The following is a 23,706-nucleotide window of genomic DNA, read 5'->3' as shown; positions in this document are numbered from 1 at the left end:
ATGGAAATACTGTCTGACGCAGAGATGCTTCGCTACAATCGCCAGATCATTCTCAAACAGTTTGATTTTGAAGGCCAAGAAGCACTGAAACAGAGTTCAATCTTAGTGTTAGGTGCCGGTGGTTTAGGCTGTGCCTCTGCTCAATACCTCGCGACTGCGGGAATTGGTAAGCTAACACTGATCGACGATGATGTTGTCGAGCTTTCAAACTTGCAGCGACAAGTGCTTCATACCGATGCTGATATTGGTAAGAAGAAAGTTGATTCTGCCGCTGAGTCTTTACAGGTATTGAATCCTCATCTGACGATTGAAACTGTCGATCACAGGCTTGATGACGAGGCACTTGGCAAGTTGATTGAAGCACACTCTCTTGTTCTTGATGCCAGTGACAACGTTGAAACGCGCAATCAGTTGAACCGCTTATGTTACGCATCAAAAACGCCTCTAGTATCGGGCGCTGCGATTCGCATGGAAGGTCAGATTAGCGTATTCACTTATCAAGACGCAGATGCACCGTGTTACCAGTGCTTGAGCGCTCTATTTGGTAACGCTGCTCTAAGCTGTGTCGAAGCCGGTGTGATGGCACCTGTTGTTGGCATGGTAGGCGCGGCTCAGGCTTTGGAAGCTATCAAGGTTATTGCCAAGTTTGGACAACCAAAGCAAGGCAAACTTTTGATTCTCGATGCCATGTCTCACAGCTGGCGTGAAATGAATTTAATGAAGATGCCTAATTGTTCGGTGTGTGGATAAGCTAAATCATATCCCCCTCTGATCGAAAACCTAAGCCTTGACTATATGTTGGGGCTTTTTTAGGCCTCAACATCAGCTTCGCAACTCGCTTTATCAATTTGAAATACTCTATGAGAGATTAGTTTCATTTGAATTCTCATTTTGAGAATACAACGAGAAACCCAGAACCATAAAATATAAACCTTAAAAATCAACAGCTTAAAAATGGCACGTAACTTGTAAAAGTATCTAGACCTTCCATCACAAGGATGTAGATATGAGAATTACAACGTTAAGTTTGCTATTAAGTGCGCCCCTAGTCGCCAACGCAGCGCCATTCGATACCTGTCCAAGTAAGGCGTACCTTTTTCAGTCCACCCCTGTGCAAGTTTGGGGCGTGAACCTAGTAACCGGCTCAACCACTCTGTTGGAAGACGATACCGGTATGAATGCCAATATCAATGGTGTCGGTTTTGATTTCCAAGACAGATATATTTATGGCTATGACACCACCAACAAACGCTTGGTGCGTCTAGGCCAAGACTTTCAAGCGGAAGTTATCAACACAAGTGGACTGCCAACTGACCACACCTTCTACGTCGGTGACGTCTATGACCATGTGTATTACCTTTACCGCACTGGGAAAGGCTTATTCACCGTTGACCTATCGCCTTTAGACGCAGACCCAAACGCGACTGTTACAGTTAACAAAATAGCTGGTAGCCCGGCAACCGTGAAACTGACCGATTTTGCTTTCCACCCAAGTGATGGCTCTTTATATGGTATCGACAATAACTCGGGTGGCTTGTACAGCTTCAACCCGACTACAGGTGCTGAAACCTATATTGGTGATACCGGAGAAACAGGGACGTTTGGCGCAGGTTATTTTGATGTGAACGGCTACTACTACGTATCTCGAAATCAAGACGGTAAGATCTACCGTATCAACCTATCCCCAGATAACGCTGCAAACATCGCTGCAGGTGTCGTTCCTGCTGTAGAGTTTGTATCGAATGGCCCTTCTTCGAATCAAAATGATGGTGCTCGCTGTGCGAATGCACCTGTGGTAGATGAAGATTCCAACATAGACTTCGGTGACGCTCCAGATACTTACCTAACGTTATTAGCAAGTAACGGTCCTCGACATGAACTGGATGGCGTGACTTGGTTAGGTACAGATGCACCCGACGCCGACCTTGACGGCTACGTAACACCGCAATCGGATGAAAGCGTGGGTATTGATGACGAGTGGGCGAACGGTGGTATCGGTTTTGTAACCGCACTTGAAGCTGGTCTTGATTCAAAAATGGTGATTGAAGCTTCAACAACCGGTTACCTTTCGGCTTGGATAGATTGGAACCAAGATGGCAGCTTCGATGGCGCCAACGAGCAAGTATTTACAGATTACCTGTTAGATGCGGGTGAAAACGATCTGTTCCTAAATGTCGATATCAACGCTCTGACCGGTACGACGTGGGCTCGATTTAGATTCAGTCAACAAACCAACCTAAGTTACTTTGGCGGTTCAACCTCTGGTGAGGTGGTCGATATTCAAGTCGATGTTCTTAACGATGGTGCCACCGCTCGTTACTTCCCAAGTGCTTCTGGTTACGCAACGCTAGCGTACGAAGATAACTGGCCTTATAAAGCTGACTACGACATGAACGATGCTGTTCTTATGTATCGTATTACTGAAATCCTTAAAGATGGAAAAGTCGTTAAGTCCACTATCGACGGCCGCCTAGCTGCTGTCGGGGCATCGTACAGAAATGGTTTTGCTGTTCGACTTCCTAACCTCGACCCGAGCTTAGTGAGTAGTGGCAGCTCTTACATGAAACACAACGGTGTGTTCACTGACCTTGACCTAGAAGATGGACGTAGCGAAGCAATCTTTGTTATCGCCAATGACCTGACAGAAAAAATCAGCACTGGCTGTACCTTCTACCGCACCAGTAATGGATGTAAAGAAGATGAGCAGTTCTCGTTCCAAATTGGTATTACTTTAGCCGGTGACGGTGTGAGTACTGGCAGCTGGACCGATATGCCTTACGACCCGTTCATCTTCGCAACGCCTGGGTATTATCATGGTGAAAACCTGCCACTACATCCAGGACGCAGCTGGGAGGTTCACTTGCCAGACCAAGCTCCAACCGAAGCATTTGATACCACTAACCTCTTTGAAGCTGGTTTAGGCGTCGATGACAGTAATCCATCAACAGGTAAATACTTCAAAACAGTAGAAAACCACCCTTGGGCTCTCATAGTAACTTCGGATGACGAATGGGAGTGGCCTCTAGAGTACGTCGATATTGTTACCGCTTACCCAGAGTTTAAAGAATACGCAGAATCCGGCGGTGAAACGAACCAGACATGGTACCAATCACCTGCAGACAACCAACGTTACGAACCATAAGGAGAGACGTTATGACTATTCACACTAAACAATATCGAGACAATCATTGCGTTGATTCAAGTCGCAATCTCTTTGAGGAAAAACGTATGTCTGTACAAAGCACTTGGAACATGAAGAAGTCACTAGCCGTTATTTTAGCAGCAGCGCCATTAGTATTAGCCGGTTGTGGGGGCGGTGGTGGTGGTGGCGGTAGCAGTGCATCTACTCCATCGCCATCTACACCGTCGACACCTGCAACTCCGTCGAATCCGGTAACAGCAACGACTCCGGTAACCGCAACGCCTTCGCCGTCTCCCGCGACAAGTGCGGCAGCAGCGCAAAGCTATACGATGAGTGATTTGGTGGTACCTGACGGGTTTGACTACAACTCTGTTGAACAGTTTGATCTCGACATCGACATCAGCAGCATTTCGACAGATCGGTCTTTTGTGACCGTTTATAGCCGATTTAGCACAAGAGATGACTCAACCTTGAAGCCGGATTACTCCAGCAAGGTCATTGCAGGTCCATTAGATAATGGCGTATTCGCCTCGAACTTTGCAGCACCGGTAAACCATGAAGCACTCTTGATAGAGATTTGGTTCTACGATGGTCAACCTCCATTACAACAAGTGGTTTCTAGCGGTGACTCTCAGATTGTCTGGCAGTAAATCGTTTAACAGCAGGTAACTTGTCGTTAGTTGGGTCTATGACGAAACAGAGTCAAAATTGATTGTTTGTAAGCAGGAAGTGAGCAGAAATGCTCACTTTTTTTGTCTTCGCCGAAGTGTGGTTAATTCAGCTTTCTTAGCGAGTAGCATTCACTTTACCACCAATCTCACTTATATTTTCAACATAACCTTCAAAGACTTACTCTCATGAAACAGTTAAAAATAGGTCTATTTATCTTAATGTGTGGCGTAGGCGTGTTAGTTGCCCTTGCCTATTTCCCGCTAACATCAGAGACGGGCCAACGCATTCAAGCCAAAGTGATTTCGAACACGCTGACTCAATCCTTAGATGGGCACAGGCGTTATCTTACGGTTCAGACAAAAGATAATGACGTATTTCGGGTCTCTATTGCTCCTACCACAGACTGCCCTATTGATTCTGTGGTTGCGCTTGATACATTAAACAATCAAATAACCGGACAAAGCAGTTATCAGTTCATCCACTGTCGAGCAGCACAGTAGCTATCGATGCAACAACGGTATTCGTAGAAACGACAGTAATCGCTATAACACTGTATTCGCTAAAACAACAAGAATGGATATAACAATAATGAATCAGCCACTCATCTCACCAGAACAACTTCAACAACGTTTGCTAGAAAAAGACAATATCATCCTCCTCGACGCCAGTATCGAGTTTCAAATTCCAAGCGAGTCAGAGAAGATCAAAGGACAAATGATTCCTGGGGCTATTCGTTTTGACTACGACAAAGACTTTTGTAACAAGCACACTCTGCTTCCTCACATGTTCCCGAGCGAAAAACACTTCAACACTCGCGCAAAAGAAATTGGCATCAATCAAGACAGTACGATTGTGGTTTACGATAACTCCGGAACCTTCGCTTCTCCCCGTGCGTGGTGGATGTTTATGGCAATGGGACACAACGACGTATTCATCTTAGATGGCGGTTTGCCAGCTTGGATCGACGCCGGTTACGAGACCGAGACTGACTATCGCACCGAAGTAAAAGCGGGCAATTTTGAAGGCCATATTCAAGACAACTACTTTGTCAGTGCTCAGCAGATTGAAGGTTACTCAACTGACAAGAGCGCAAACATTGTAGATGCTCGTTCTCAAGCTCGATTCGATTCAGAAATTCCTGAACCACGTGAAGGCTTACGTAGTGGCCATATACCGAATTCGATTTGCCTACCGTTTGCTCAAGTACTCGATAACGGTAAGTTAAAGTCTCAAGAAGAGCTTATTGAAATCTTTTCAACGTTAGAATTAACGCCTTCTCAGCCTACGTTTTTTAGCTGTGGCTCTGGCGTAACAGCCTGCATCATATTATTAGCCGCTAAACTCGCTGGCTATAACGGTGAAATGGGAGTTTACGATGGTTCATGGACGGAATGGGGTGCTAACGACAAACTCCCTATTGCCGTGACTAAAAAGTAATTCAACTTCGCTTACTGCCACTGTTAGAATATACTGCGCATGCATAAAGAGCTTACTGATAATGATGGCCTCACGTCTCATGAAGTAAGCTTTTATGTCGCAGTTAACGCTATGTTCATTTGAGACCAAGACTCGATTCACGCCGTTTGATTTATAGCCCACATTAAGTTGCTAACGATAATTTGTGATTAATCATAAACTAATCGTTATCGACGTTATGAATACTAATATTTCACTCAAGAATCTCTGCTCGTAGTCGTTACACTATTTAATCATTAATACTTTCACCATTTGTGTTTGTATCTTTCGTTGCATGAATCGCGCTGACGACCCAATAGTTTGTCACTTGCAGTCTGTTAAAAGTAGTAACCAACAAAAGGCATCTCATGGCTCTATTTAAGAAAAATATCTGGTCGCTGTACGCGTTTATCGTACTACTGACCCTGATACTTTTCGCCGCGTTGGGAATAACAAACTGGAAAGCGAACAGAGACGACTTCATAGAGCAGCAACACATCCAGGTTGAGCTTTTTTCTAGCTCAGTCAATTCGCTGCTGACCAGTCAAGAAGCCTTGTTAGAAGTGGTCGGCCATCAACTGGCTCAACAATCTGATTTCACACGTACAGCGTCTATCCAAATTAGGCCAATTTTAGACAAGCTACTTGAAACCCACCCTGCGATAGCAGCGTTTGGCTTGTTGAACACCGACGGTGATTACCTCTCGATCAGCTCAAATCTCGAACTTGCGAATCAAAGGAACTTGTTGCAATACGCGCCAACAAGAGACTCTTTCTTAGACGCCCTATCAAGCAGTAGCATGGTGCTTGGCCGTACCTATTTTCAAGAATCCTTGAATAGCTTGGTTATCCCGCTGAGAAAATCCATTTCAATCGATGGCAAGAAAACCGATGCAGTAATGACCGCAGGGCTACGATTAGACGCCACGATCGTATTTGAAAATAATGCTCACGCCGGAAGTTTCAATACACTAAGCCTGATCCGAAAAGACAGCTATCGCCAATTTTATTCGAGTGATATCGAATCTGAGAGTGCGTATTCCTCTCCAGTAGGCAAAGATGTCATACAGCGTATTGCAAGTATCTTTACCGACCACTTCGGAATTAGCGTGCAAGAAGCGATGAATGGGCAAGAAACCTACTCTTTTGTCGTCGACGATGAACAATACCACTCTTTAATGAGCGCGAAATACATCCCAAACTACAAATTATGGGTGGTAGGCCGTACGGATCTAACTCACGTCGATAGTATATTCATACAAGAGTTCAGCATTCTTTTCGTTGCCTTTATTTTTCTTCAGTTTGGTTTCTACTTTTTGGTTAAGTCTATTGCCAAGAATGAACAACGGACTCGTAGCCAACTCATTTATCAGGCGAACCATGACCCTTTAACCTCTCTGCCAAACCGTTTGTACATGCGTAGAAACATTGGCAAATGGATTGACGATGAGTCAGAGCCGTTTTCGCTATTGTTTATCGATATCGATAACTTTAAATGCGTTAATGACACCCACGGGCATGACTTTGGAGACAAGGTTCTCAAACAGATCGCTTTGCGTTTGATGAGGTTCCGATCTCGCCTCAGCCTATTGGTACGTGAATCCAGTGATGAGTTTTTGTTCTTAACGCCCTTGTCGAATGAAGTTGAAATTAAACGACTCGCCAAGCGCATTATTGAAGTGCTTTCTCAACCTTATGAAGTTGAAAGCGCTCAGTTTTTGTTAGGTTGCAGCATCGGCGTAGCGCGTTTCCCTGAACACGGAAAAGATCTAGATAGCCTATTACGTTCTGCCGATATTTCGATGTACAAAGCGAAACAGCAGCAAAACTCGTACAGTATTTTCACAACGGAAATGCAAGATGCTCACCTCTACAAAATGAAAGTAGAACAAAGGCTACGCATCGCTATCGAGAAACAAACGCTGTTCATGGTTTTCCAACCACTGGTTCGTGCAAATGAAAGTATTCACGGTGTAGAAGCACTCGTGCGCTGGATTGATGACGAATTGGGGTTTGTTCCACCAGATGTCTTTATACCGATAGCTGAGAACACAGGCTTAATGCAAAAGCTCGGCACTTTTATTATTGAGTCCAGCATTATGCAGATCGCCCATTTGCACCGAACGACGGAACAAAAGATCGGGCTTTCGATCAACATATCTGTTCGACAGTTTTCTCATCAATCCTTCTCTGAGCACTTGTTCGCGACACTAGAAAAGTATCAACTGTCTCCTAGCTGTTTAACGCTAGAAATTACGGAGAGCTTGTTCATTGAAGATGTGACTTTGGTGAAACCGACTTTTGAAGCCCTCAAAGAGAAGAATATAAAGATCTCTTTAGATGATTTCGGTACAGGCTATTCATCACTAAGCATGCTGAAAGCACTGCCTATCGATGAGCTTAAAATCGATAAGAGCTTTATTGAGAACATTGCTGTCGATCAGCAGTCACTTACCATGGTGCAAAACATCATCGCAATCGGTAAGAACTTCGGCATGGTGGTATTAGCAGAAGGCGTAGAATCGAACGAGCACTTCGCTATTCTAAAAGCATGTGGATGTGACTTGATGCAAGGCTATTACTTCTCTCGCCCTATTCCTTATGATGAGCTGGCTACTCACCTAAACAAGCAGGTGACTGAGCACGCGGAATGTTCTGTTTAAGAACGTGAGTTAAATAGACGAGCTAAATAAATAAGGTAGGCAGATAAACACCTACCTTATTTTCTGGGTATTTTCTGTTCGGTTATTTATTCATTTCACTATGCATAACATCGATCAACTGTCCGGAAGGATCTCCTGATAATTCCCAAGTAAAAATGCCGCCTAGGTCTGATTTCTTCGCCCATTCTGCCTTTGCTTTAATAGAACGCTGATCTTCAAAAGATATGAATACTTTTTTATCTGGGTTCCACAAATAAGGTGCCTGAGCTTGCTCGTCATAATTGTACTCATAACCTTGTTTGCTGCTGTAGTTATTCATAAGGTCCCAGAACATAAAGTAACCGTTTTCACCGGTACCAAACTGCGCCCCTTGTTCAGAAACTAGGTCACCTTTAGGCAGCTCTCCAGCAAAGTCTTTTGTCCCTTGCCAGCCTCGACCATAAAAAGCCGCCCCGATCACGAGCTTCTCGCTAGGAATACCTTGCTCTATCATCTGATTAATGAAGACGTCAGCTCCCATTCCCCACCAACTGCGCTCTGTGGCGTGTAAGTTTGTTGTGTGACCTGTTTGAGCTCCCCAACCTCCGAGGAAGTCATACGTCATCGCAAACATGTTCGTCAGATATGGGCTAGCTGCGTTCCAATCAATTTGGGCTGCCTTAGCGCCAACACCGACAGCCGTTGAAAGCTCATAATCTCTTTGAGTCGTCTTTGATAAAGCGTCCAAATCACTTCTGATTGTTTTTACTAAAAGTGTGAAAGCTTCACGCTCTTGCGCTTTCTGCTCATCCGTTAGTTTAGTCTCTGGGTTCCAAGGCGAAGTGGTTAAGCCGCCGCCTCCTGGGTATTCCCAATCAAGATCAATACCATCAAAGAAGTCATATTTTTGGATTAACTCAACAGCAGTTTTTGAAAAGTGCGCAATGGCTTTAGGATCTTTCGCCATCGCATGGAAAGGTTCAGACATTGTCCACCCACCAAATGATGGCAAGATTTTGATATTTTGATTGTCGGCCTTCAATTGAGCTAACTGGGCAAAGTGACCTTTATAGGCGACATCAACACCCACGTCTCCGAAATCGACTTCTAACGCAGCTTCTTTATCCACAATAATCGCGGTATATGGTTGTTTGTCTGCACATTGCTGCTGAATTTGTTTTTGGACGGGCTCACCAGCACCGCTATGAGGACCACACATGCTCAAGAAAGCGTAAATAATATGTGAGAGCTTGTCTGCCGGTATGTCGTCAACGGTATAAGGGTTATCTTTATTCAGATATTGCCAATCCGCAAAATACCCTGCGACGACTTTATCATCGGCATGAACTGTAGGTGTGAGCACACAAGCCGTGACTATTAAGCTAAGCGCAATGATAGAATTAGATTTAAAGATAGAACTTGATTGGTCACTGTTGCTAGAAATAGCGTGTGTGATAAATGACAGTTTCATAATTATCTCCTTTAGTGTGGCTTAACATTAAAGAGTGATAATTCTTTCAACCGCTGAACAAATTCACTATTCGAGTCATGTCTAATAGTTATCCCCCTTATTGCACTGGTTTCATTAGGGAGGAGTTGCCATGGTTACCCAAATAGTGAATTCAACGAAGCATAAATAACTTAGTATTCACCGCCTTTTGGTTTATTCACGCTAAGTTGTTCGTCCAAGTTTAAAACGGTCAAAGCATTACTTACGCTGGTTGCGATCACATCAACTACGCCAGTTCTTAACGCGCCTAATAGAGCTAATGGTTTACTGTTTTCGGCTGCGATGGCAATGACCTCTGCTATTGGCCGGAATTCTTCCAAGGCCAAACCAATCACACGGTCACTCATTACTGTGTTTGCTGTTTTACCGTGAACATCGAAAAAGTCATAACCCGCAAAGTCACCGACGACACCTTGTAATAGACGAGATTGAACGACCTCACCTGCGGTAAACCAACCTAAGTCGACCATATAACTGTTTTCGCTCATATCACCGATACCGACTAAAGCGACATCGGCTTTTCGAGCGAGATCGAGTGTCTGCTTAACGGTGCTGTTTTCCATGAATGCGGTTTTTTGCGCTTTATTCTCGGCATAAGCGGGGGCGTATAAGGTTTCAGAAGATCCACCGTACTTTTTGGCTAGCTGCCTGCATATATGATCGGCATTAAACATACCGCCTCTTGGGTGAATACCGCCGATACCACACACGAATTTACAGTCTCGTGGCGTAATTACGCCAGTGTGGTGAGCAACAGACGATACGTTTCGCCCTTGTCCTACTGTCACTACCATACCGTTTTTCAGTATACTGGTAAGATAGTTAGACACTAAACCAGCAACCTGTAATCGCTGCTTCTCTTCATTTGGTTGGTCTAGTGCCACAAGAGCACGCTTTACACCAAATCGTTCGATCAGACGTTGCTCGATCTTCGCACTAAAGACAGGGTGGTATTTAACGGTGATCTCAACAATGCCCTCATCTCTGGCTTGTTTGAGCATTCGACCAACCTTTGCACGGGAGATAGAGTACTTTTTGGAGATCTCTTCTTGCGTGGCACCATCTTGATAATAAGCAACCGCTACTTCAGTGAGGAGATCAGTGTTTTCTTCGGAAACATCTTGGATATTCTTACTCATATACCACTTAACCAATATTTAACAATTATTTTACCTGCTTGAAGAACAAATGTTCGATGCTTAAGCAAGTGATACACAAGTTTACACCCCGAACATATGTAACAGCAAGGTACATTTGCTCATCGTCATAACCATGGTTTTGTTGTTGATTAATTCACCTTACTTTGCTCGTTAAACGTTTGCTTGCATACCCCATGATTACTAGAGCGAAATATATTTGACTGAAGTCACCATACAGCACTATTTACCGTTGACTTTGGGGCTAGATCGGATAAATATGGCTACATCATTTACTCATCGAGCGATCAAATGTTCTGTGCAAATGTTCGTTCGGAGAAAAATTTAAATTAATGTAAGTTTGGCTCACTGGTACAACCATTGAGAACTTCATTAGTTAGCTTGCAAATGCCCACACCTCTCCCATTAATGAGGTGTTATGCGATACATAGGATGATCAAAATGAGCAATAAATTAGAGCAACTTCGTAAACTAACAACTGTTGTAGCTGACACTGGCGATATCGAAGCTATCAGCAAGTACACTCCTGAAGATGCAACAACTAACCCATCTCTAATTCTTAAAGCTGCTCAAATTGCTGAGTACGCTCCTCTAATCGATGCTTCTATCGAATACGCAAAAGCGCAAAGCGGTGATAAAGCACAGCAAGTTCAAGATACTTGCGACATGCTTAACGTGAACATCGGTAAAGAAATCCTGAAAGTTGTACCTGGCCGTATCTCTACTGAAGTAGATGCTCGTCTTTCTTACGACATGGAAGGCAGCGTTGCTAAAGCTCGTCAACTTATCAAAATGTACAACGACGCTGGCATCACTAACGACCGCATCCTTATCAAACTGGCTTCTACTTGGGAAGGTATCCGTGCTGCTGAAATCCTAGAGAAAGAAGGCATCAACTGTAACCTAACGCTTCTATTCTCTTTCGCTCAAGCTCGTGCTTGTGCTGAAGCTGGCGTATTCCTAATCTCTCCTTTCGTAGGTCGCATCATGGACTGGTACAAAGCGAAAGAAGGTCGTGATTTCGAAGCTTCAGAAGATCCAGGTGTAATCTCTGTTTCAGATATCTACAACTACTACAAAGACCACGGCTACAAAACTGTTGTTATGGGCGCAAGCTTCCGTAACATCGGCGAGATCCTTGAACTTGCGGGTTGTGACCGTCTAACTATCGCTCCTCAACTTCTAGCAGACCTAGAAGCAGCAGAAGGCGAAGTAGTTGAGAAGCTTATCGACTCTAACGGTACTAAAGAGCGTCCAGCAGCGATGACTCACGCTGAGTTCCTATGGGACCACAACCAAGATGCAATGGCTGTTGAGAAACTGGCTGAAGGCATCCGCAACTTCGCCGTTGACCAAGGCAAACTAGAAGACATGATCGCAGCTAAGCTGTAATCACTCTTACCAAATTCAAATAGGGGAACGTTCAGTTCCCCTACTTTTATCAATTTTGTTTTTCTTAATTTTTATTCGGAAGTTCTTATGAATCGCAAACATCTAGCTAACGCTATTCGTGCTCTAAGCATGGACGGCGTACAACAAGCAAACTCTGGTCACCCAGGCGCACCTATGGGTATGGCTGACATCGCTGAAGTACTTTGGCGTTCTCACCTAAACCACAACCCAGCAAACCCAGAGTGGGCTGACCGCGACCGTTTTATCCTGTCTAACGGCCACGGCTCAATGCTGATTTACTCCCTGCTTCACCTAGCAGGTTACGAGCTTTCAATTGAAGATCTTAAGAACTTCCGTCAACTGCACTCTAAGACTCCAGGTCACCCAGAGTACGGCTACGCACCAGGCATCGAAACAACGACTGGTCCTCTAGGTCAAGGCATTACTAACGCTGTTGGTATGGCTATGGCAGAGAAAGCGCTAGCTGCACAGTTCAACAAAGAAGGCCACGACATCGTAGACCACTACACTTATGCATTCATGGGTGATGGCTGTCTGATGGAAGGTATTTCTCACGAAGCATGTTCTCTAGCAGGTACGCTAGGTCTTGGTAAGCTGGTTGCTTTCTGGGATGACAACGGTATCTCTATCGATGGTGAAGTTGAAGGTTGGTTCTCTGACGATACACCTAAACGTTTCGAAGCTTACGGCTGGCACGTAATCCCAGCGGTAGATGGCCACGACTCTGACGCTATCAACGCAGCAATTGAAGCGGCTAAAGCAGACCCTCGCCCAACTCTAATCTGTACTAAAACAGTGATTGGCTTTGGTTCTCCAAACAAAGCAGGTACGCACGACTGTCACGGTGCACCACTAGGCGCTGAAGAAATTGCAGCAACACGTAAAGAATTAGGTTGGGAGCACGGTCCTTTTGAAATTCCGTCGGAAGTTTACTCAGAGTGGGATGCGAAAGAAGCAGGCGCAGCTAAGGAAGCAGCGTGGAACGAGAAACTTGCAGCTTATGAAGCAGCATACCCTGAGCTGGCAGCTGAATTCAAACGCCGCGTAAACGGTGAACTACCTGCTGAATGGGAAGAGAAAGCATCGGCAATCATCGCTGATCTGCAAGCTAACCCAGCAAACATCGCATCACGTAAAGCATCTCAAAATGCTCTAGAAGCGTTCGGTGCTATGCTACCTGAATTCATGGGCGGCTCTGCTGACCTTGCGCCTTCTAACCTGACTATGTGGTCTGGTTCTAAGTCTCTTGAAGCAAACGACTTCTCTGGTAACTACATCCACTACGGTGTACGTGAATTCGGTATGACGGCTATCATGAACGGTATCGCTCTGCACGGTGGTTTCGTACCATACGGCGCAACGTTCCTAATGTTCATGGAATACGCTCGTAACGCTATGCGTATGGCTGCTCTGATGAAAACTCAGAACATCCAAGTTTACACGCATGACTCTATCGGTCTTGGCGAAGATGGTCCAACTCACCAACCAGTTGAGCAGATCGCTTCTCTACGTCTAACTCCAAACATGAGCACATGGCGTCCATGTGACCAAGTTGAGTCTGCTGTTGCCTGGAAACTAGCAATCGAGCGTAAAGATGGTCCTTCTGCGCTTATCTTCTCTCGTCAAAACCTTGCACAACAAGATCGTGACGCTGAGCAAGTAGCAAACATCGCTAAGGGTGGTTACATCCTGAAAGATTGTGAAGGTAAGCCAGAGCTTATCCTTATCGCAACGGGTTCTGAAGTTGAGCTAGCGGTTAACGCTGCTGCTGAGCTAACGGCTGAAGGTAAGAAAGTACGCGTAGTTTCTATGCCTGCTACTGACGCGTTTGACAAGCAAGACGCGCAGTACCGTGAGTCTGTACTTCCATCTGACGTTACAGCACGTATCGCTGTAGAAGCTGGCATCGCTGACTTCTGGTACAAGTACGTTGGTTTCGGTGGCAAGATCATCGGTATGACAACATTCGGCGAATCTGCACCAGCAGGTGAGCTATTCAAGATGTTCGGTTTCACTACTGAAAACGTAGTAAACACAGCGAAAGAGCTTCTAGCTTAATCTTGAATGCATTGTCCCGCCCTTAATGGGTTGATGCATACAGAAAGCCCCGCATGAAAATGCGGGGCTTTTTTTGTCTTTTCTCTCATTCGGATTAAATCTAACGACTATTTTTCTTCGAAACGCTTTGCCAGTTGGTAGAACTCGTTCACTTGTTCTTTTAGCTCTGTGGAGTGGTCTTTCACTGAATGCGTAGCAACCAAATTTTGTTCTGCAGTCGACGCGATAGACTGCATATGCAGATTGACCTCACTCGACAGCTCACGTTGTTTATGAGCAGAACTTTCAACAGACTGCATGAGTTCATTCATGGATTGCATTAGGTTTTCGACTTCCGACAAGCGCTCTGCACTCACCTTCGCAACATCACCACACGCGTCCGTTTGCTCACGGTTCGCCAGAATATCTTTTTGCCACCCTTCAATCGTCGTTAGCATGGTATCGATGCTCTCTTTGATCTGAACCGTAGCCTTTGAGGTTCGACCCGACAACGCGCGTACTTCGTCTGCAACGACAGCAAAGCCTCGTCCTTGCTCGCCCGCTCTCGCCGCTTCAATCGCAGCGTTCAAGGCCAACAAGTTGGTTTGTTCGGCGATTCCACCAATCTCTTCCATTATCTTACTTACGCTCTGCGCTTGGTCGCTCAGTTGGTAAGTCGTTTGAGTCGCCTTTTCGGCCTGAGAAGCTAGGCTCTCTAAGTTTTGATGAGTTTGATTAATACTCTCTTTAGCACCAGCACAGGTTTGCAAAGTCACATCAACAATCTGGTGCGCTTCTTCTGTGCGAGAAGAGACCTCATTGGCGGTGACTTCAACCTCTTCAGTCGCCTCTCGTACTTGAAGAATATCTTTTGTTTGTTGATCTAAAGCTTCAGATACTTCAAATGACGTGGCATTCAGGTTATCAGCCAAATCTTGTAACGGCTTGGCAGAGTCTGTCATACGACCTAATACGGTGCGGATTCTTGCAGACAATAGTTTTAAGTGAAAGTCGGCAATAGAGAACTGACTATTACCTGAATAAACAAGACGACTAACACTATCGAATTTCGATTGCAGCTTTTTCAACTGCAGTGGGGTATCAATCAGCTCTTGTCGGAAAAGTAACGCCAATGCTGAAACAGGAAGTAGGCTCAACAACCATTGTGATACTTGCCCTACTTCAACGAGATTTGAAATCAGAGGCGCAGCCAAAGAGCCTAGCAACACGGCGTAACGAACACTGTCACTGATCTTTAAGGACCATTGACGACCCGACTTTTCAGCCTTCAAGAGGCCTTGGTAAGCCTTGTCTGCAACTTGTATCCATTCATTCTTTGGCTTAACACGAACAGATTGGTAGCCACTCACCTTACCATTGTCGTAAATCGGAGTTACGTAAGCATCGACCCAATAAAACCCACCGGATTTGGTTTTGTTTTTTACGATGCCACGCCACGCTTTACCTTGCTTTAGGTTAACCCACATATCAGCAAATGCGGCTTTTGGCATATCGTTATGCCTTACGATATTGTGGTGTTGCCCTAGCAATTCTTGTTGGCTGTATTCCGCTATGCGACAAAAAGCATCATTACTGTACGTAATCACGCCTTTTAAGTCAGTGGTAGAGACAAGTTGTTCGTTTTCGCTGAGAAGCGTTTCACGAGATTGAGTAGATGAGCTGACAGTCATTATATTAACTTAGGTTAATTATTATTTTAGGCGAGGAATATATACAATTATTAAAGTTATGACAAAATGTGAACGTCACATTTTGTGTAAATGCCTGCTATTTATACAAATATTAGCTAAGTACCTCACAAAGCTAATAACTTCACATATCTTCTCGAGCTAACAGTCACGACTCATCTAAGTTTACTGCAGTGGTAAATTTCACGGTTCTCATTGAGACAGAGGTATGGAATTTACGAATATTCAGATCTTTGCGCAGTACTCGCTCCACAAAGTCTTCGTAGGCTTGAATGTCTTTGACCGTCACAATCAGCATGAAATCAAAGCTGCCTGATATCTGATAGCACTGCGTGACCTCTTCAGCCTTTGAAATAGAATGGCGAAAGATTTGATAAATATCCCCTCGGTCACGCTCCATTTCCACGGACACAACCAAAGTCATCTTACTGCCGGTCAGTTCTGGATTAATGATGGACACATCACCGACTATCACGCCCTCTTCTCTCAGCCGTTTCACTCGCTTTAAGCAAGCAGGCGGTGATAACCCGACCAGCTCAGCCAATGTCTGATTAGGGATTCTGTTGTTCTTTTGCAGTTCAACCAGAATGCTTCTATCTATACGGTCAATCACCATAATTTCTTAAACCAATACATTTATGACTTATAATTTTTAATACTACGATAATTAAAAAATCTATCGCAACTTTAAAGGTCAATTTAGAAATCTGAATCACAACAATCACGGTAAGATCTTCTCATACCAAACAATCGAACCATGGTCGTAACTATGAAATCAACCTATCAATTTTTTAAAGAACTCCTTAGAGAGATTTTCGATGTCACCTCGACTCTTTTCCGAATCATGATTCCAATTATCATCGTGATAAAGGTCGTTGAAGAGCTCGGCGGCATCGTGATTCTTAGCGAATGGCTGAGCCCAATAATGGAAAGCGTCGGCTTACCGAAAGAAATGGGCTTGGTATGGGCTACCACCATACTCACTAACATCTATGCGGGGCTGATTATTCTCATCAATTCTGACGCTCCCTTAACGGTTGCTCAAGCCTCGGTTTTAGGCAGCATGATGCTACTAGCACATTCATTACCGATTGAGGGGGCGATAGCCAAAAAAGCAGGCGTGAACTGGTTGGCTACGCTGTCGGTGAGAGTCGGTGGTAGCTTGGTGCTGGCATGGCTACTCAACCTCAGTTATCAATATGGGGATTTGCTCAACTACCCAGCAACCGTACTTTGGCAGCCTGAAGTATCAGGAGACACAAGCTATTTGGGTTGGGCCATTGAACAGCTCAAGAGCTTTGCTGTTATCTTCATGGTGATTTCAGCGCTATTACTGCTACTCAAGGTTTTAAAGATTCTCGGCATTGAAAAGCTCATGGCAATATTGTTAAGACCGTTCTTGAGACTGCTAGGAATCAGCAAGGACGCAACCAACCTAACGATCATCGGAATCACGCTTGGTCTTTCGTTTGGCGGCGGCTTATTGATCAACGAAGCCAAGAAAGGACATATCTCCGCGAGGGATGTATTCACCGCAATCATGCTGCTCAACTTGCTCCACAGCTTGATTGAAGATACGTTGTTGATCATGCTCATTGGGGCTGACTTCTACACCATATTTTGGGGAAGGTTAGTATTCTCAGTGCTGGTTATCGCTTTAATATCCAACATCATTAAGCGCATGAATCCAAGCACTTGCGAACGTTACTTTTATCGCGATGTCTCTCAGTCATAAGTAAAAACACTAACGAAACTAAAAGTAAAAGAGCTCAAATACGGGCTCTTTTTTGCTACTTGGTGCTCCTTTCACCTCCACTATTGTTAAATTTCACGTCATTGAAACACTGAAAGTTACTCTCAATACCCTAATTATTGATATTTTGAGTAAAAATAATTTGAGCATGGGTATTTACTAATGACTCAGTTATTACATGCGTATTTTAAAACACAGATAATAAAAAATTATCTTATTATTTAGAAACCAACTCCTTGTATAAAGCGCCCTCCAGAATAATAACCACGATCTAATCAATGTTATTAAACATCCAAACTATCAGCTATTCATTCAACAAAAACCATTAAATAACTGACAATAGAATAAATAACACTCCTTATTTTATATTAACTCTAAATGTTGAAACCGGAACGAATAATTAATTGTAATAATTATCCATTTGATTGGTGGATTTTATAAATATATTTTGTTACATAATCAAAACTGATGGCTTGATATAAGAATGTCACACAAAACAATGGCTTTAATGGTTCTAATTTTTTCCTCACTGTCACAGGCTTCCACTATTGAGAACGACGAACTATTGCTGAAGTCATTGATTAAACGAGGTGTTATATGTTCAGGCTTAACCTATGAGGAAAATCAAGAAGCTTTGCGTATCTATCTCAACGCTAAAAAAGTGAAGAGCACTCCGTTTGATTCAAAAAATAGAAAAGAGACAACCAATACAAAAGAGATAGAAGGTAAAAAACATACAACAAACACACGTCAGTTAAATAAGACACCACAAGAGTGTATTAGGCCAAACTCGGACAACAGATCCGAATAAGGCAAGTTGATACTGATATCGACATGGAAATATAAAAAGGAAATATAATGAAAATGATGAGAAAAACATTGTTGGCTTCAGCAATGCTTACTCTATTTAGCGTCAGTGGTTATGCAAAAACACCTATTGATTTAGGCGTAGTTAATGAAGACAAACTCATTGAAATGCTAGTTAGACAAGGCTTAGTCGACCAAGATGCAACCGATGTGGCAAAGCAGGATGCACTTGACCGTTACTTGAAAAATAAAATCAATTCTGGTTTTAAAGGCGATGCTCAATTCGGTAAAAAAGCACTTGAGCAACGCGCGAAAATACTCAAAGCCATAGAAAAAGGGTCTGGTGTTAAAAAAGCGAGTGTCTTTGCTTTGGAAGTCGGCACCAAGCGTACCGACAAAGTGCTCGCTCTGTTGGTCGACTTCCCTGATTTGAACTGGGATGACAACAAGCTGACCGAAGAGCACACGCAGATGCTCTACGAGAGCTACAACCCAGAGCATTATCAAGAGTTGTTGTTTTCAAATTCTGGCTACACTGGGCCAAATGGCGAAAACCTAATCTCGATGCGTCAGTATTACCAAAGCGAATCAGGTGATAGTTACAGCGTTGCAGGTCAAGCGGCAGGTTGGTATCGCGCCTCTAAGCCTGCGTCATTCTATGGTGGTAACTCCCCTACCACCGACAACGACTTAAACGCACAAGAACTGGTTCGTGAAGCGCTGAATCAACTGGCTCAAGACCCAAGTATCAACCTTGCCGATTACGACATTGAAGATCGTTACGATTACGACGGTGACGGAAACTTCCGCGAACCCGATGGTGTGATAGATCACCTGATGGTGTTTCATGCATCGGTAGGCGAAGAAGCCGGTGGTGGAGTGTTAGGCCCTGATGCGATTTGGTCTCACCGATTCAACCTTGGTCGCACTCATGTACTGGAAGGTACTTCTAGTTCGCTCCCAGATCGTTTTGGTGGCCAATACGCGGCGTTCGATTACACCATTCAACCGATTGATGCGGCTGCGGGTGTTTGTGCCCACGAATATGGCCATGATTTAGGCTTACCAGACGAGTATGACACGCAATACACAGGCAAAGGCGAACCGGTTTCTTACTGGTCAATCATGTCTTCGGGGAGTTGGGCAGGTCAAATTGGCGGTACACAACCAACGGCATTCAGCTCTTGGGCAAAACACTTCCTACAGAAATCGATTGGCGGCCGTTGGGTTAACGATGATCAGATCTCGATTGATGACCTAGAAGACAACCCACAAGTGTATACGCTGTTCCAAACAACGGATAACAGCCGTCCGAACATGATTAAAGTGGATCTTCCTGAAAAGCAGATTGAAAGTCTGAAACCCTTTGAGGGCGAGTATTCATTCCACTCTCAAAAAGGCGATGATCTGAAAAACAGTATGACTCGCAAGTTGGTGATCCCAGCGGGTGATTCTGCACTGCTGTCTTTCAAAACTTGGTATGAGATTGAAAAAGACTACGACTTTGCGCGCGTGCTAATCAACGGACAAGCCATTGCAGGCAACATTACCTCAATGGACGACCCATACAACACGGGCCTCGTTCCTGCTATTGGCGGTGAGTCTGACGGATGGGTCGACGCTGAGTTCGACGTTTCACAATGGGCAGGCCAACAAGTTGAACTGTCTTTTGAATACATCACCGATGGCGGCTTAGCAATGGAAGGCTTCTATTTAGATAACCTTGCTGTGGTTGTCGATGGTGAAGTGACCTCAATAGACGATGGTGAAAGCAACTCCACCTTCGCCCTTAATGGTTACAAGCTGAGTAATGGATTCCATCAAGCGCAGCACTACTATCTACTGCAATGGCGCAGTCACATGGATGTTGATGAAGGTCTAGCCAATATCAAACGTATGGGACAACTGATGTCATTCGACCCTGGCTTGATCATTTGGTACGTGGACGAATCACTAACTGACAACTGGGTAGGTAAACACCCAGGTGAAGGTTGGTTAGGCGTGGTCGATGCAGATCAAAATGCCATGGTGTGGGCAAACTCTGGTGAAGTTGCTCAAACACGCTACCAAGTTCGAGACGCAGCGTTTTCACTCAAAGATCATACTCCAATGCGTCTTGTAAACAGCGACAATGATGTGCTCGAAGATACCAGTTTGGTTGGCAATGCGAGCTTCTCGGATGACCAAGATTACACATCGCCTCAAGCACCAGATTCAGGGCGCATCCTGACGGAATTTGGTTTAGCGGTCGATATTGTGAATCAAAGTGATAACAACGAATACGGCGTGGTTCGCTTATCTAAAGTAAGCCAACACAACGTCGCTCCTACTGCGAACTTCGAGCTGAATGTGACTGGCCTGAATGTTTCTGTAAACAACTTCAGCTCAGACCAAGACGGTGAGATCACCCATTACCTATGGGACTTTGGGAACGGCACAACAAGTAACGAAATAGCACCAACTTGGTCTTACGAGCAAGCGGGTGAATACACGGTGAACTTGACTGTTGTCGACGACAAAGGCGCTACCGATTCATTTAGCTCCGTAGTGAATGTTGAATCTCCAAACGCCCTTCCAGAAGCGAGCGCGAAGTACATTCACTTGGGCCGCTGGGTAACCATGTGGTCTAAAAGTTCAGACAGCGATGGTCGTATTGTTGATACCGAGTGGACACTTCCAAACGGAAAGGTGAAACGAGGTCGCACATTCACTTCAATCTTCCCTTCATACGGAAAGCACGAGGTGATACTGAAGATAATCGATGACCAAGGTGGAATTACCACCAAAACGATTTTGGTCGACCTGTAAATCATCGCAGGCTCTGTCATGCGTATTTACAACACAAGCTTAAGTACTGTTGTCACAGGATATAAGCCAAGACAGCAGTTTTAAGAAAACGTTATTATTTAAGCCGTAAGCAAAAGCCCTACCGATTTGGTAGGGCTTTTTATTGGTCGCAGTTCGAGATACTAGGGGTTTAATCACAGTAACAAATTTACTGAACCACCATTCGATGAGCCATTACACAGGCTGCTTTTGAATACGCGATTTACGAGCACTGAATGCGAACAACAAGATAACGGCCAACACGAATGGTAATACATAGATATTGAGATTCTGCCACCCAGCTGTTGATTCTAACCAACCAGAGAGCATCGCTGTAATCGTCACACATCCAAACACAACAAATTCATTAAACGCTTGTGCTTTGGCTTTGTTCTGCGACTGGTAAGACTGACTAAACAAGCCCGTTGCCGCGATAAACATGAAGTTCCAACCGACACCAAGCACAACCAAGGCTGCTCTGAAGTGCCATATGGATTCGCCATGAATGTTAATCGCGATACAGACAACGAAAAGCACCCCGCCTGCTAAGATCATCATTCTTGAGCCAAACTTCTCGATAAGTGACCCAGTAAAGAATGCAGGTACAAACATCCCCAACACGTGCCACTCAATCACACCCGCCGCTTTAGTAAAGTCAAAGCCACAGCCAATCATTGCCAATGGCGTTGCTGTCATCAGGATATTCATCACCGCATAAGCGACCATGGCAGCAAACACGGCACCAATAAAGTTAGGCGCTTTCACTATCACACTGAGAGGATCGGATTTAGGCGCCTGACTATTAAAAGAGACTTTTGGAAACTGAATGGTTTGTAAGATGAGTAACGCAAGAATGTTCAATCCAATCAAAGAAGCAAAAGCACCAATGTACAAGCCATCTTGCGACCACTGTTGAGACATAATCGCTAAGTTGGGCCCGAGTACCGCTGCTAAAACGCCACCAGCCATAGAGATAGAGATCGCTCGATGACGGGCATTTTCATCACACACCTCGATTGCAGCAAAACGATAAAGCGTGCCAAAACCTATGCCTATCCCAAGTAAGAACGTGGCGAAACAAAACAAATAGAAATGTTGTTGAGACAGTGCGTAGGTGGCAAAACTAGCTCCTGTAATGCCAACCACATTACCAATGCTAAATCCTCGCTTTCTCCCTAACTTGCCTGAAATTAAAGATGCTGGAATAGTGGCTGCCATTAAACCCAAAAACTGCAGTGCAACCGGCAAGGTGATCATGCTGACACTAGGCGCTATCTGCTTACCGATCAAACCAATCACAGAGATCAGTAATATGTTACCCGTCATCAACAAGGCCTGACACAGTGAAAGCAGCCAAACATTTCTATTCATCTTCGTTCCTAAATATGAGCACAGTTGGTCAATAGACCAAAAATTCAACAAAGTCGCAACACTTTGTTACTCATAGCAACTCTACAAAGCGGCCAATAGACCAATATAAAGTGTTACCACCACATGACTTTGATTAGCGTTACTTAAGACGCTAGAGTTGAAATTATCATTACTTAAGATAATAATAATTTTCTGTTATTTATTGGCTTTGTTATTTACAAGCGCTGTTATTTATAGGCTTTAGCATTTGAAGGTGAGTATGATTAATCCACTTTGGCTCAATACGTTTAAGACTCTGGTTGAAGTTGGTCATTTCACCCAAACGGCCGAAAAGTTGTACATGACACAACCTGGAGTCAGCCAACACATCAAGAAGCTTGAACAAGCTTGTAATTGTGACCTGCTCTCTCGAGAAAATAAGAGCTTCGAGCTGACCGAACAAGGTCGAATTATGTATCGCTATGCGCTCAAGCTAGAGAAAGACCAAGAAGATCTTTTTGAGTCTCTGAGTTTTGATAATCCTTATGCTGGGCAATGTCACCTGTCTTGCTCTGGTTCACTCTCTTTACGTCTGTATCCCAAGCTTCTTGAACTTCAGCAGCAACACCAAGATCTGAGCATTAACTTAGAAGCAGCTCCAAACAAAAAGATATTGAATGACCTAAGTGAAAGCACTACCGATATCGGTATTGTTAGACATTCCCCGAACGACAGCTACTACCAAAGCCAAGTCATCGGCAAAGAAGCACTGTGTCTTATTGTTCACCACAGCCTTGCTGATTTAGAGATAACGCCGCAAGTATTGAATGACATTGGCCTGATTGCCCACCCAGATTCTGCACACTATCTATCTTTGTATTTCGACCTATGCGGAGATAAAGACTTAGCGAACATCAACGTTAATGAGATCCCAAGATCTGGCTACGTCAATCAGCTTCACCAGATCTTGCTACCCGTATCAAAAGGGTTAGGTTTTACCGTGTTACCGGCTGGTGCGGTTGAACACTTCCCAGATAGAGACAAGCTACACGTTGTGCCGCCAAAAGTAGAAGTTGAGGAAACGCTGTATTTGGTTCAAAAACGAAACCGAAAACTGCCGCACCGATACGATACGGTCGTTGAGCTAATCAAACAGAACGTTAGTGGTTAGTTCGGTATAACTAGATTTAAAGCCTTTAGCTAGCGCGTTATTTCGCTGTAAGAGCTAAAGGC

Annotated in this window: 17 protein-coding genes; 12 read left to right on the top strand and 5 right to left on the bottom strand. The window is 44.3% G+C overall.

What is annotated here, in order from left to right; translation table 11 throughout:
- From moeB to HRQ85_RS04620, 6 genes are all read left to right on the top strand, one after another.
- Window positions 1-750 carry a molybdopterin-synthase adenylyltransferase MoeB gene (gene moeB / locus HRQ85_RS04645; protein WP_172378845.1) on the top strand — a complete coding sequence of 250 codons (750 nt, stop codon included), beginning with the start codon at window positions 1-3 and terminating at the stop codon, window positions 748-750.
- Window positions 751-1,006: 256 nt separating this feature from the next.
- The gene (locus HRQ85_RS04640) at window positions 1,007-3,142 is read left to right on the top strand and encodes an LruC domain-containing protein (protein ID WP_172378844.1); all 2,136 of its coding nucleotides are present in this window, start codon (window positions 1,007-1,009) and stop codon (window positions 3,140-3,142) included.
- 11 nt (window positions 3,143-3,153) lie between these two features.
- The gene (locus tag HRQ85_RS04635) at window positions 3,154-3,792 is read left to right on the top strand and encodes a hypothetical protein (RefSeq protein WP_172378843.1); all 639 of its coding nucleotides are present in this window, start codon (window positions 3,154-3,156) and stop codon (window positions 3,790-3,792) included.
- Window positions 3,793-3,999: 207 nt separating this feature from the next.
- Window positions 4,000-4,314: a hypothetical protein gene (locus tag HRQ85_RS04630; protein WP_050620744.1), complete on the top strand. Its 315-nt coding sequence runs from the start codon at window positions 4,000-4,002 to the stop codon at window positions 4,312-4,314.
- Between the two features lie 88 nt (window positions 4,315-4,402).
- Window positions 4,403-5,251: a sulfurtransferase gene (locus HRQ85_RS04625; RefSeq protein ID WP_172378842.1), complete on the top strand. Its 849-nt coding sequence runs from the start codon at window positions 4,403-4,405 to the stop codon at window positions 5,249-5,251.
- Between the two features lie 386 nt (window positions 5,252-5,637).
- Complete coding sequence (locus HRQ85_RS04620; RefSeq protein WP_172378841.1) at window positions 5,638-7,932, top strand: putative bifunctional diguanylate cyclase/phosphodiesterase; 2,295 nt, start codon at window positions 5,638-5,640, stop codon at window positions 7,930-7,932.
- Window positions 7,933-8,014: 82 nt separating this feature from the next.
- On the opposite strand, the gene HRQ85_RS04615 is transcribed toward HRQ85_RS04620, so the two are convergent.
- On the bottom strand, window positions 8,015-9,382 hold the full coding sequence (locus tag HRQ85_RS04615; protein WP_172378840.1) for a glycoside hydrolase family 18 protein: 1,368 nt from the start codon (window positions 9,380-9,382) through the stop codon (window positions 8,015-8,017).
- A gap of 170 nt (window positions 9,383-9,552) precedes the next feature.
- Window positions 9,553-10,560, bottom strand: coding sequence for a sugar-binding transcriptional regulator (locus HRQ85_RS04610; protein WP_172378839.1), 1,008 nt, complete (start codon window positions 10,558-10,560; stop codon window positions 9,553-9,555).
- A gap of 459 nt (window positions 10,561-11,019) precedes the next feature.
- On the opposite strand from HRQ85_RS04610, the gene tal reads away from it, so the two are divergent.
- Together tal and tkt are read left to right on the top strand one after the other, a co-directional pair.
- Window positions 11,020-11,970, top strand: a complete 951-nt coding sequence (gene tal, locus HRQ85_RS04605) for a transaldolase (RefSeq protein WP_009845571.1) — start codon at window positions 11,020-11,022, stop codon at window positions 11,968-11,970.
- Window positions 11,971-12,057: 87 nt separating this feature from the next.
- Window positions 12,058-14,049, top strand: coding sequence for a transketolase (gene tkt, locus HRQ85_RS04600; RefSeq protein ID WP_050052425.1), 1,992 nt, complete (start codon window positions 12,058-12,060; stop codon window positions 14,047-14,049).
- Between the two features lie 107 nt (window positions 14,050-14,156).
- Here tkt and HRQ85_RS04595 read toward each other — a convergent pair whose 3' ends face one another.
- A complete protein-coding gene (locus tag HRQ85_RS04595) occupies window positions 14,157-15,719 on the bottom strand; it encodes a methyl-accepting chemotaxis protein (RefSeq protein ID WP_061038113.1) in 1,563 nt (520 codons plus the stop codon).
- Between the two features lie 166 nt (window positions 15,720-15,885).
- Window positions 15,886-16,353: an Lrp/AsnC family transcriptional regulator gene (locus tag HRQ85_RS04590; RefSeq protein WP_048606174.1), complete on the bottom strand. Its 468-nt coding sequence runs from the start codon at window positions 16,351-16,353 to the stop codon at window positions 15,886-15,888.
- A gap of 153 nt (window positions 16,354-16,506) precedes the next feature.
- Here HRQ85_RS04590 and HRQ85_RS04585 point away from each other — a divergent pair, with 153 nt between their 5' ends.
- From HRQ85_RS04585 to HRQ85_RS04575, 3 genes are all read left to right on the top strand, one after another.
- On the top strand, window positions 16,507-17,472 hold the full coding sequence (locus HRQ85_RS04585) for a hypothetical protein (protein WP_172378838.1): 966 nt from the start codon (window positions 16,507-16,509) through the stop codon (window positions 17,470-17,472).
- 502 nt (window positions 17,473-17,974) lie between these two features.
- Window positions 17,975-18,301 (top strand): hypothetical protein, encoded by a 327-nt coding sequence (locus tag HRQ85_RS04580; RefSeq protein ID WP_172378837.1) that lies wholly within the window; start codon window positions 17,975-17,977, stop codon window positions 18,299-18,301.
- Window positions 18,302-18,348: 47 nt separating this feature from the next.
- Window positions 18,349-21,105 (top strand): immune inhibitor A domain-containing protein, encoded by a 2,757-nt coding sequence (locus HRQ85_RS04575; protein ID WP_172378836.1) that lies wholly within the window; start codon window positions 18,349-18,351, stop codon window positions 21,103-21,105.
- A gap of 213 nt (window positions 21,106-21,318) precedes the next feature.
- On the opposite strand, the gene HRQ85_RS04570 is transcribed toward HRQ85_RS04575, so the two are convergent.
- The gene (locus tag HRQ85_RS04570; protein ID WP_172378835.1) at window positions 21,319-22,494 is read right to left on the bottom strand and encodes an MFS transporter; all 1,176 of its coding nucleotides are present in this window, start codon (window positions 22,492-22,494) and stop codon (window positions 21,319-21,321) included.
- Between the two features lie 259 nt (window positions 22,495-22,753).
- On the opposite strand from HRQ85_RS04570, the gene HRQ85_RS04565 reads away from it, so the two are divergent.
- Window positions 22,754-23,644, top strand: a complete 891-nt coding sequence (locus tag HRQ85_RS04565) for a LysR family transcriptional regulator (protein WP_172378834.1) — start codon at window positions 22,754-22,756, stop codon at window positions 23,642-23,644.
- Window positions 23,645-23,706: the final 62 nt, after the last annotated feature.

Origin of the sequence: Vibrio sp. Vb339 (assembly GCF_902751245.1) — a bacterium.
Classification (GTDB): Bacteria; Pseudomonadota; Gammaproteobacteria; order Enterobacterales; family Vibrionaceae; genus Vibrio; species Vibrio coralliirubri.
The sequence above is the reverse complement of the archived record's forward strand: the minus strand, read 5'-3'. Positions and strand labels throughout refer to the sequence as shown.

Excerpts from the sequence above, each read along its gene's own strand:
- HRQ85_RS04615 (WP_172378840.1), bottom strand. The coding sequence starts at position 9,382 with ATGAAACTGTCATTTATCACACACGCTATTTCTAGCAACAGTGACCAA.
- tkt (WP_050052425.1), top strand. The coding sequence starts at position 12,058 with ATGAATCGCAAACATCTAGCTAACGCTATTCGTGCTCTAAGCATGGAC.
- HRQ85_RS04595 (WP_061038113.1), bottom strand. The coding sequence starts at position 15,719 with ATGACTGTCAGCTCATCTACTCAATCTCGTGAAACGCTTCTCAGCGAA.
- HRQ85_RS04570 (WP_172378835.1), bottom strand. The coding sequence starts at position 22,494 with ATGAATAGAAATGTTTGGCTGCTTTCACTGTGTCAGGCCTTGTTGATG.
- tal (WP_009845571.1), top strand. The coding sequence starts at position 11,020 with ATGAGCAATAAATTAGAGCAACTTCGTAAACTAACAACTGTTGTAGCT.
- HRQ85_RS04580 (WP_172378837.1), top strand. The coding sequence starts at position 17,975 with ATGTCACACAAAACAATGGCTTTAATGGTTCTAATTTTTTCCTCACTG.
- HRQ85_RS04610 (WP_172378839.1), bottom strand. The coding sequence starts at position 10,560 with ATGAGTAAGAATATCCAAGATGTTTCCGAAGAAAACACTGATCTCCTC.
- HRQ85_RS04620 (WP_172378841.1), top strand. The coding sequence starts at position 5,638 with ATGGCTCTATTTAAGAAAAATATCTGGTCGCTGTACGCGTTTATCGTA.
- HRQ85_RS04625 (WP_172378842.1), top strand. The coding sequence starts at position 4,403 with ATGAATCAGCCACTCATCTCACCAGAACAACTTCAACAACGTTTGCTA.
- HRQ85_RS04565 (WP_172378834.1), top strand. The coding sequence starts at position 22,754 with ATGATTAATCCACTTTGGCTCAATACGTTTAAGACTCTGGTTGAAGTT.
- HRQ85_RS04590 (WP_048606174.1), bottom strand. The coding sequence starts at position 16,353 with ATGGTGATTGACCGTATAGATAGAAGCATTCTGGTTGAACTGCAAAAG.
- HRQ85_RS04640 (WP_172378844.1), top strand. The coding sequence starts at position 1,007 with ATGAGAATTACAACGTTAAGTTTGCTATTAAGTGCGCCCCTAGTCGCC.
- HRQ85_RS04630 (WP_050620744.1), top strand. The coding sequence starts at position 4,000 with ATGAAACAGTTAAAAATAGGTCTATTTATCTTAATGTGTGGCGTAGGC.
- HRQ85_RS04585 (WP_172378838.1), top strand. The coding sequence starts at position 16,507 with ATGAAATCAACCTATCAATTTTTTAAAGAACTCCTTAGAGAGATTTTC.
- HRQ85_RS04635 (WP_172378843.1), top strand. The coding sequence starts at position 3,154 with ATGACTATTCACACTAAACAATATCGAGACAATCATTGCGTTGATTCA.
- moeB (WP_172378845.1), top strand. The coding sequence starts at position 1 with ATGGAAATACTGTCTGACGCAGAGATGCTTCGCTACAATCGCCAGATC.
- HRQ85_RS04575 (WP_172378836.1), top strand. The coding sequence starts at position 18,349 with ATGAAAATGATGAGAAAAACATTGTTGGCTTCAGCAATGCTTACTCTA.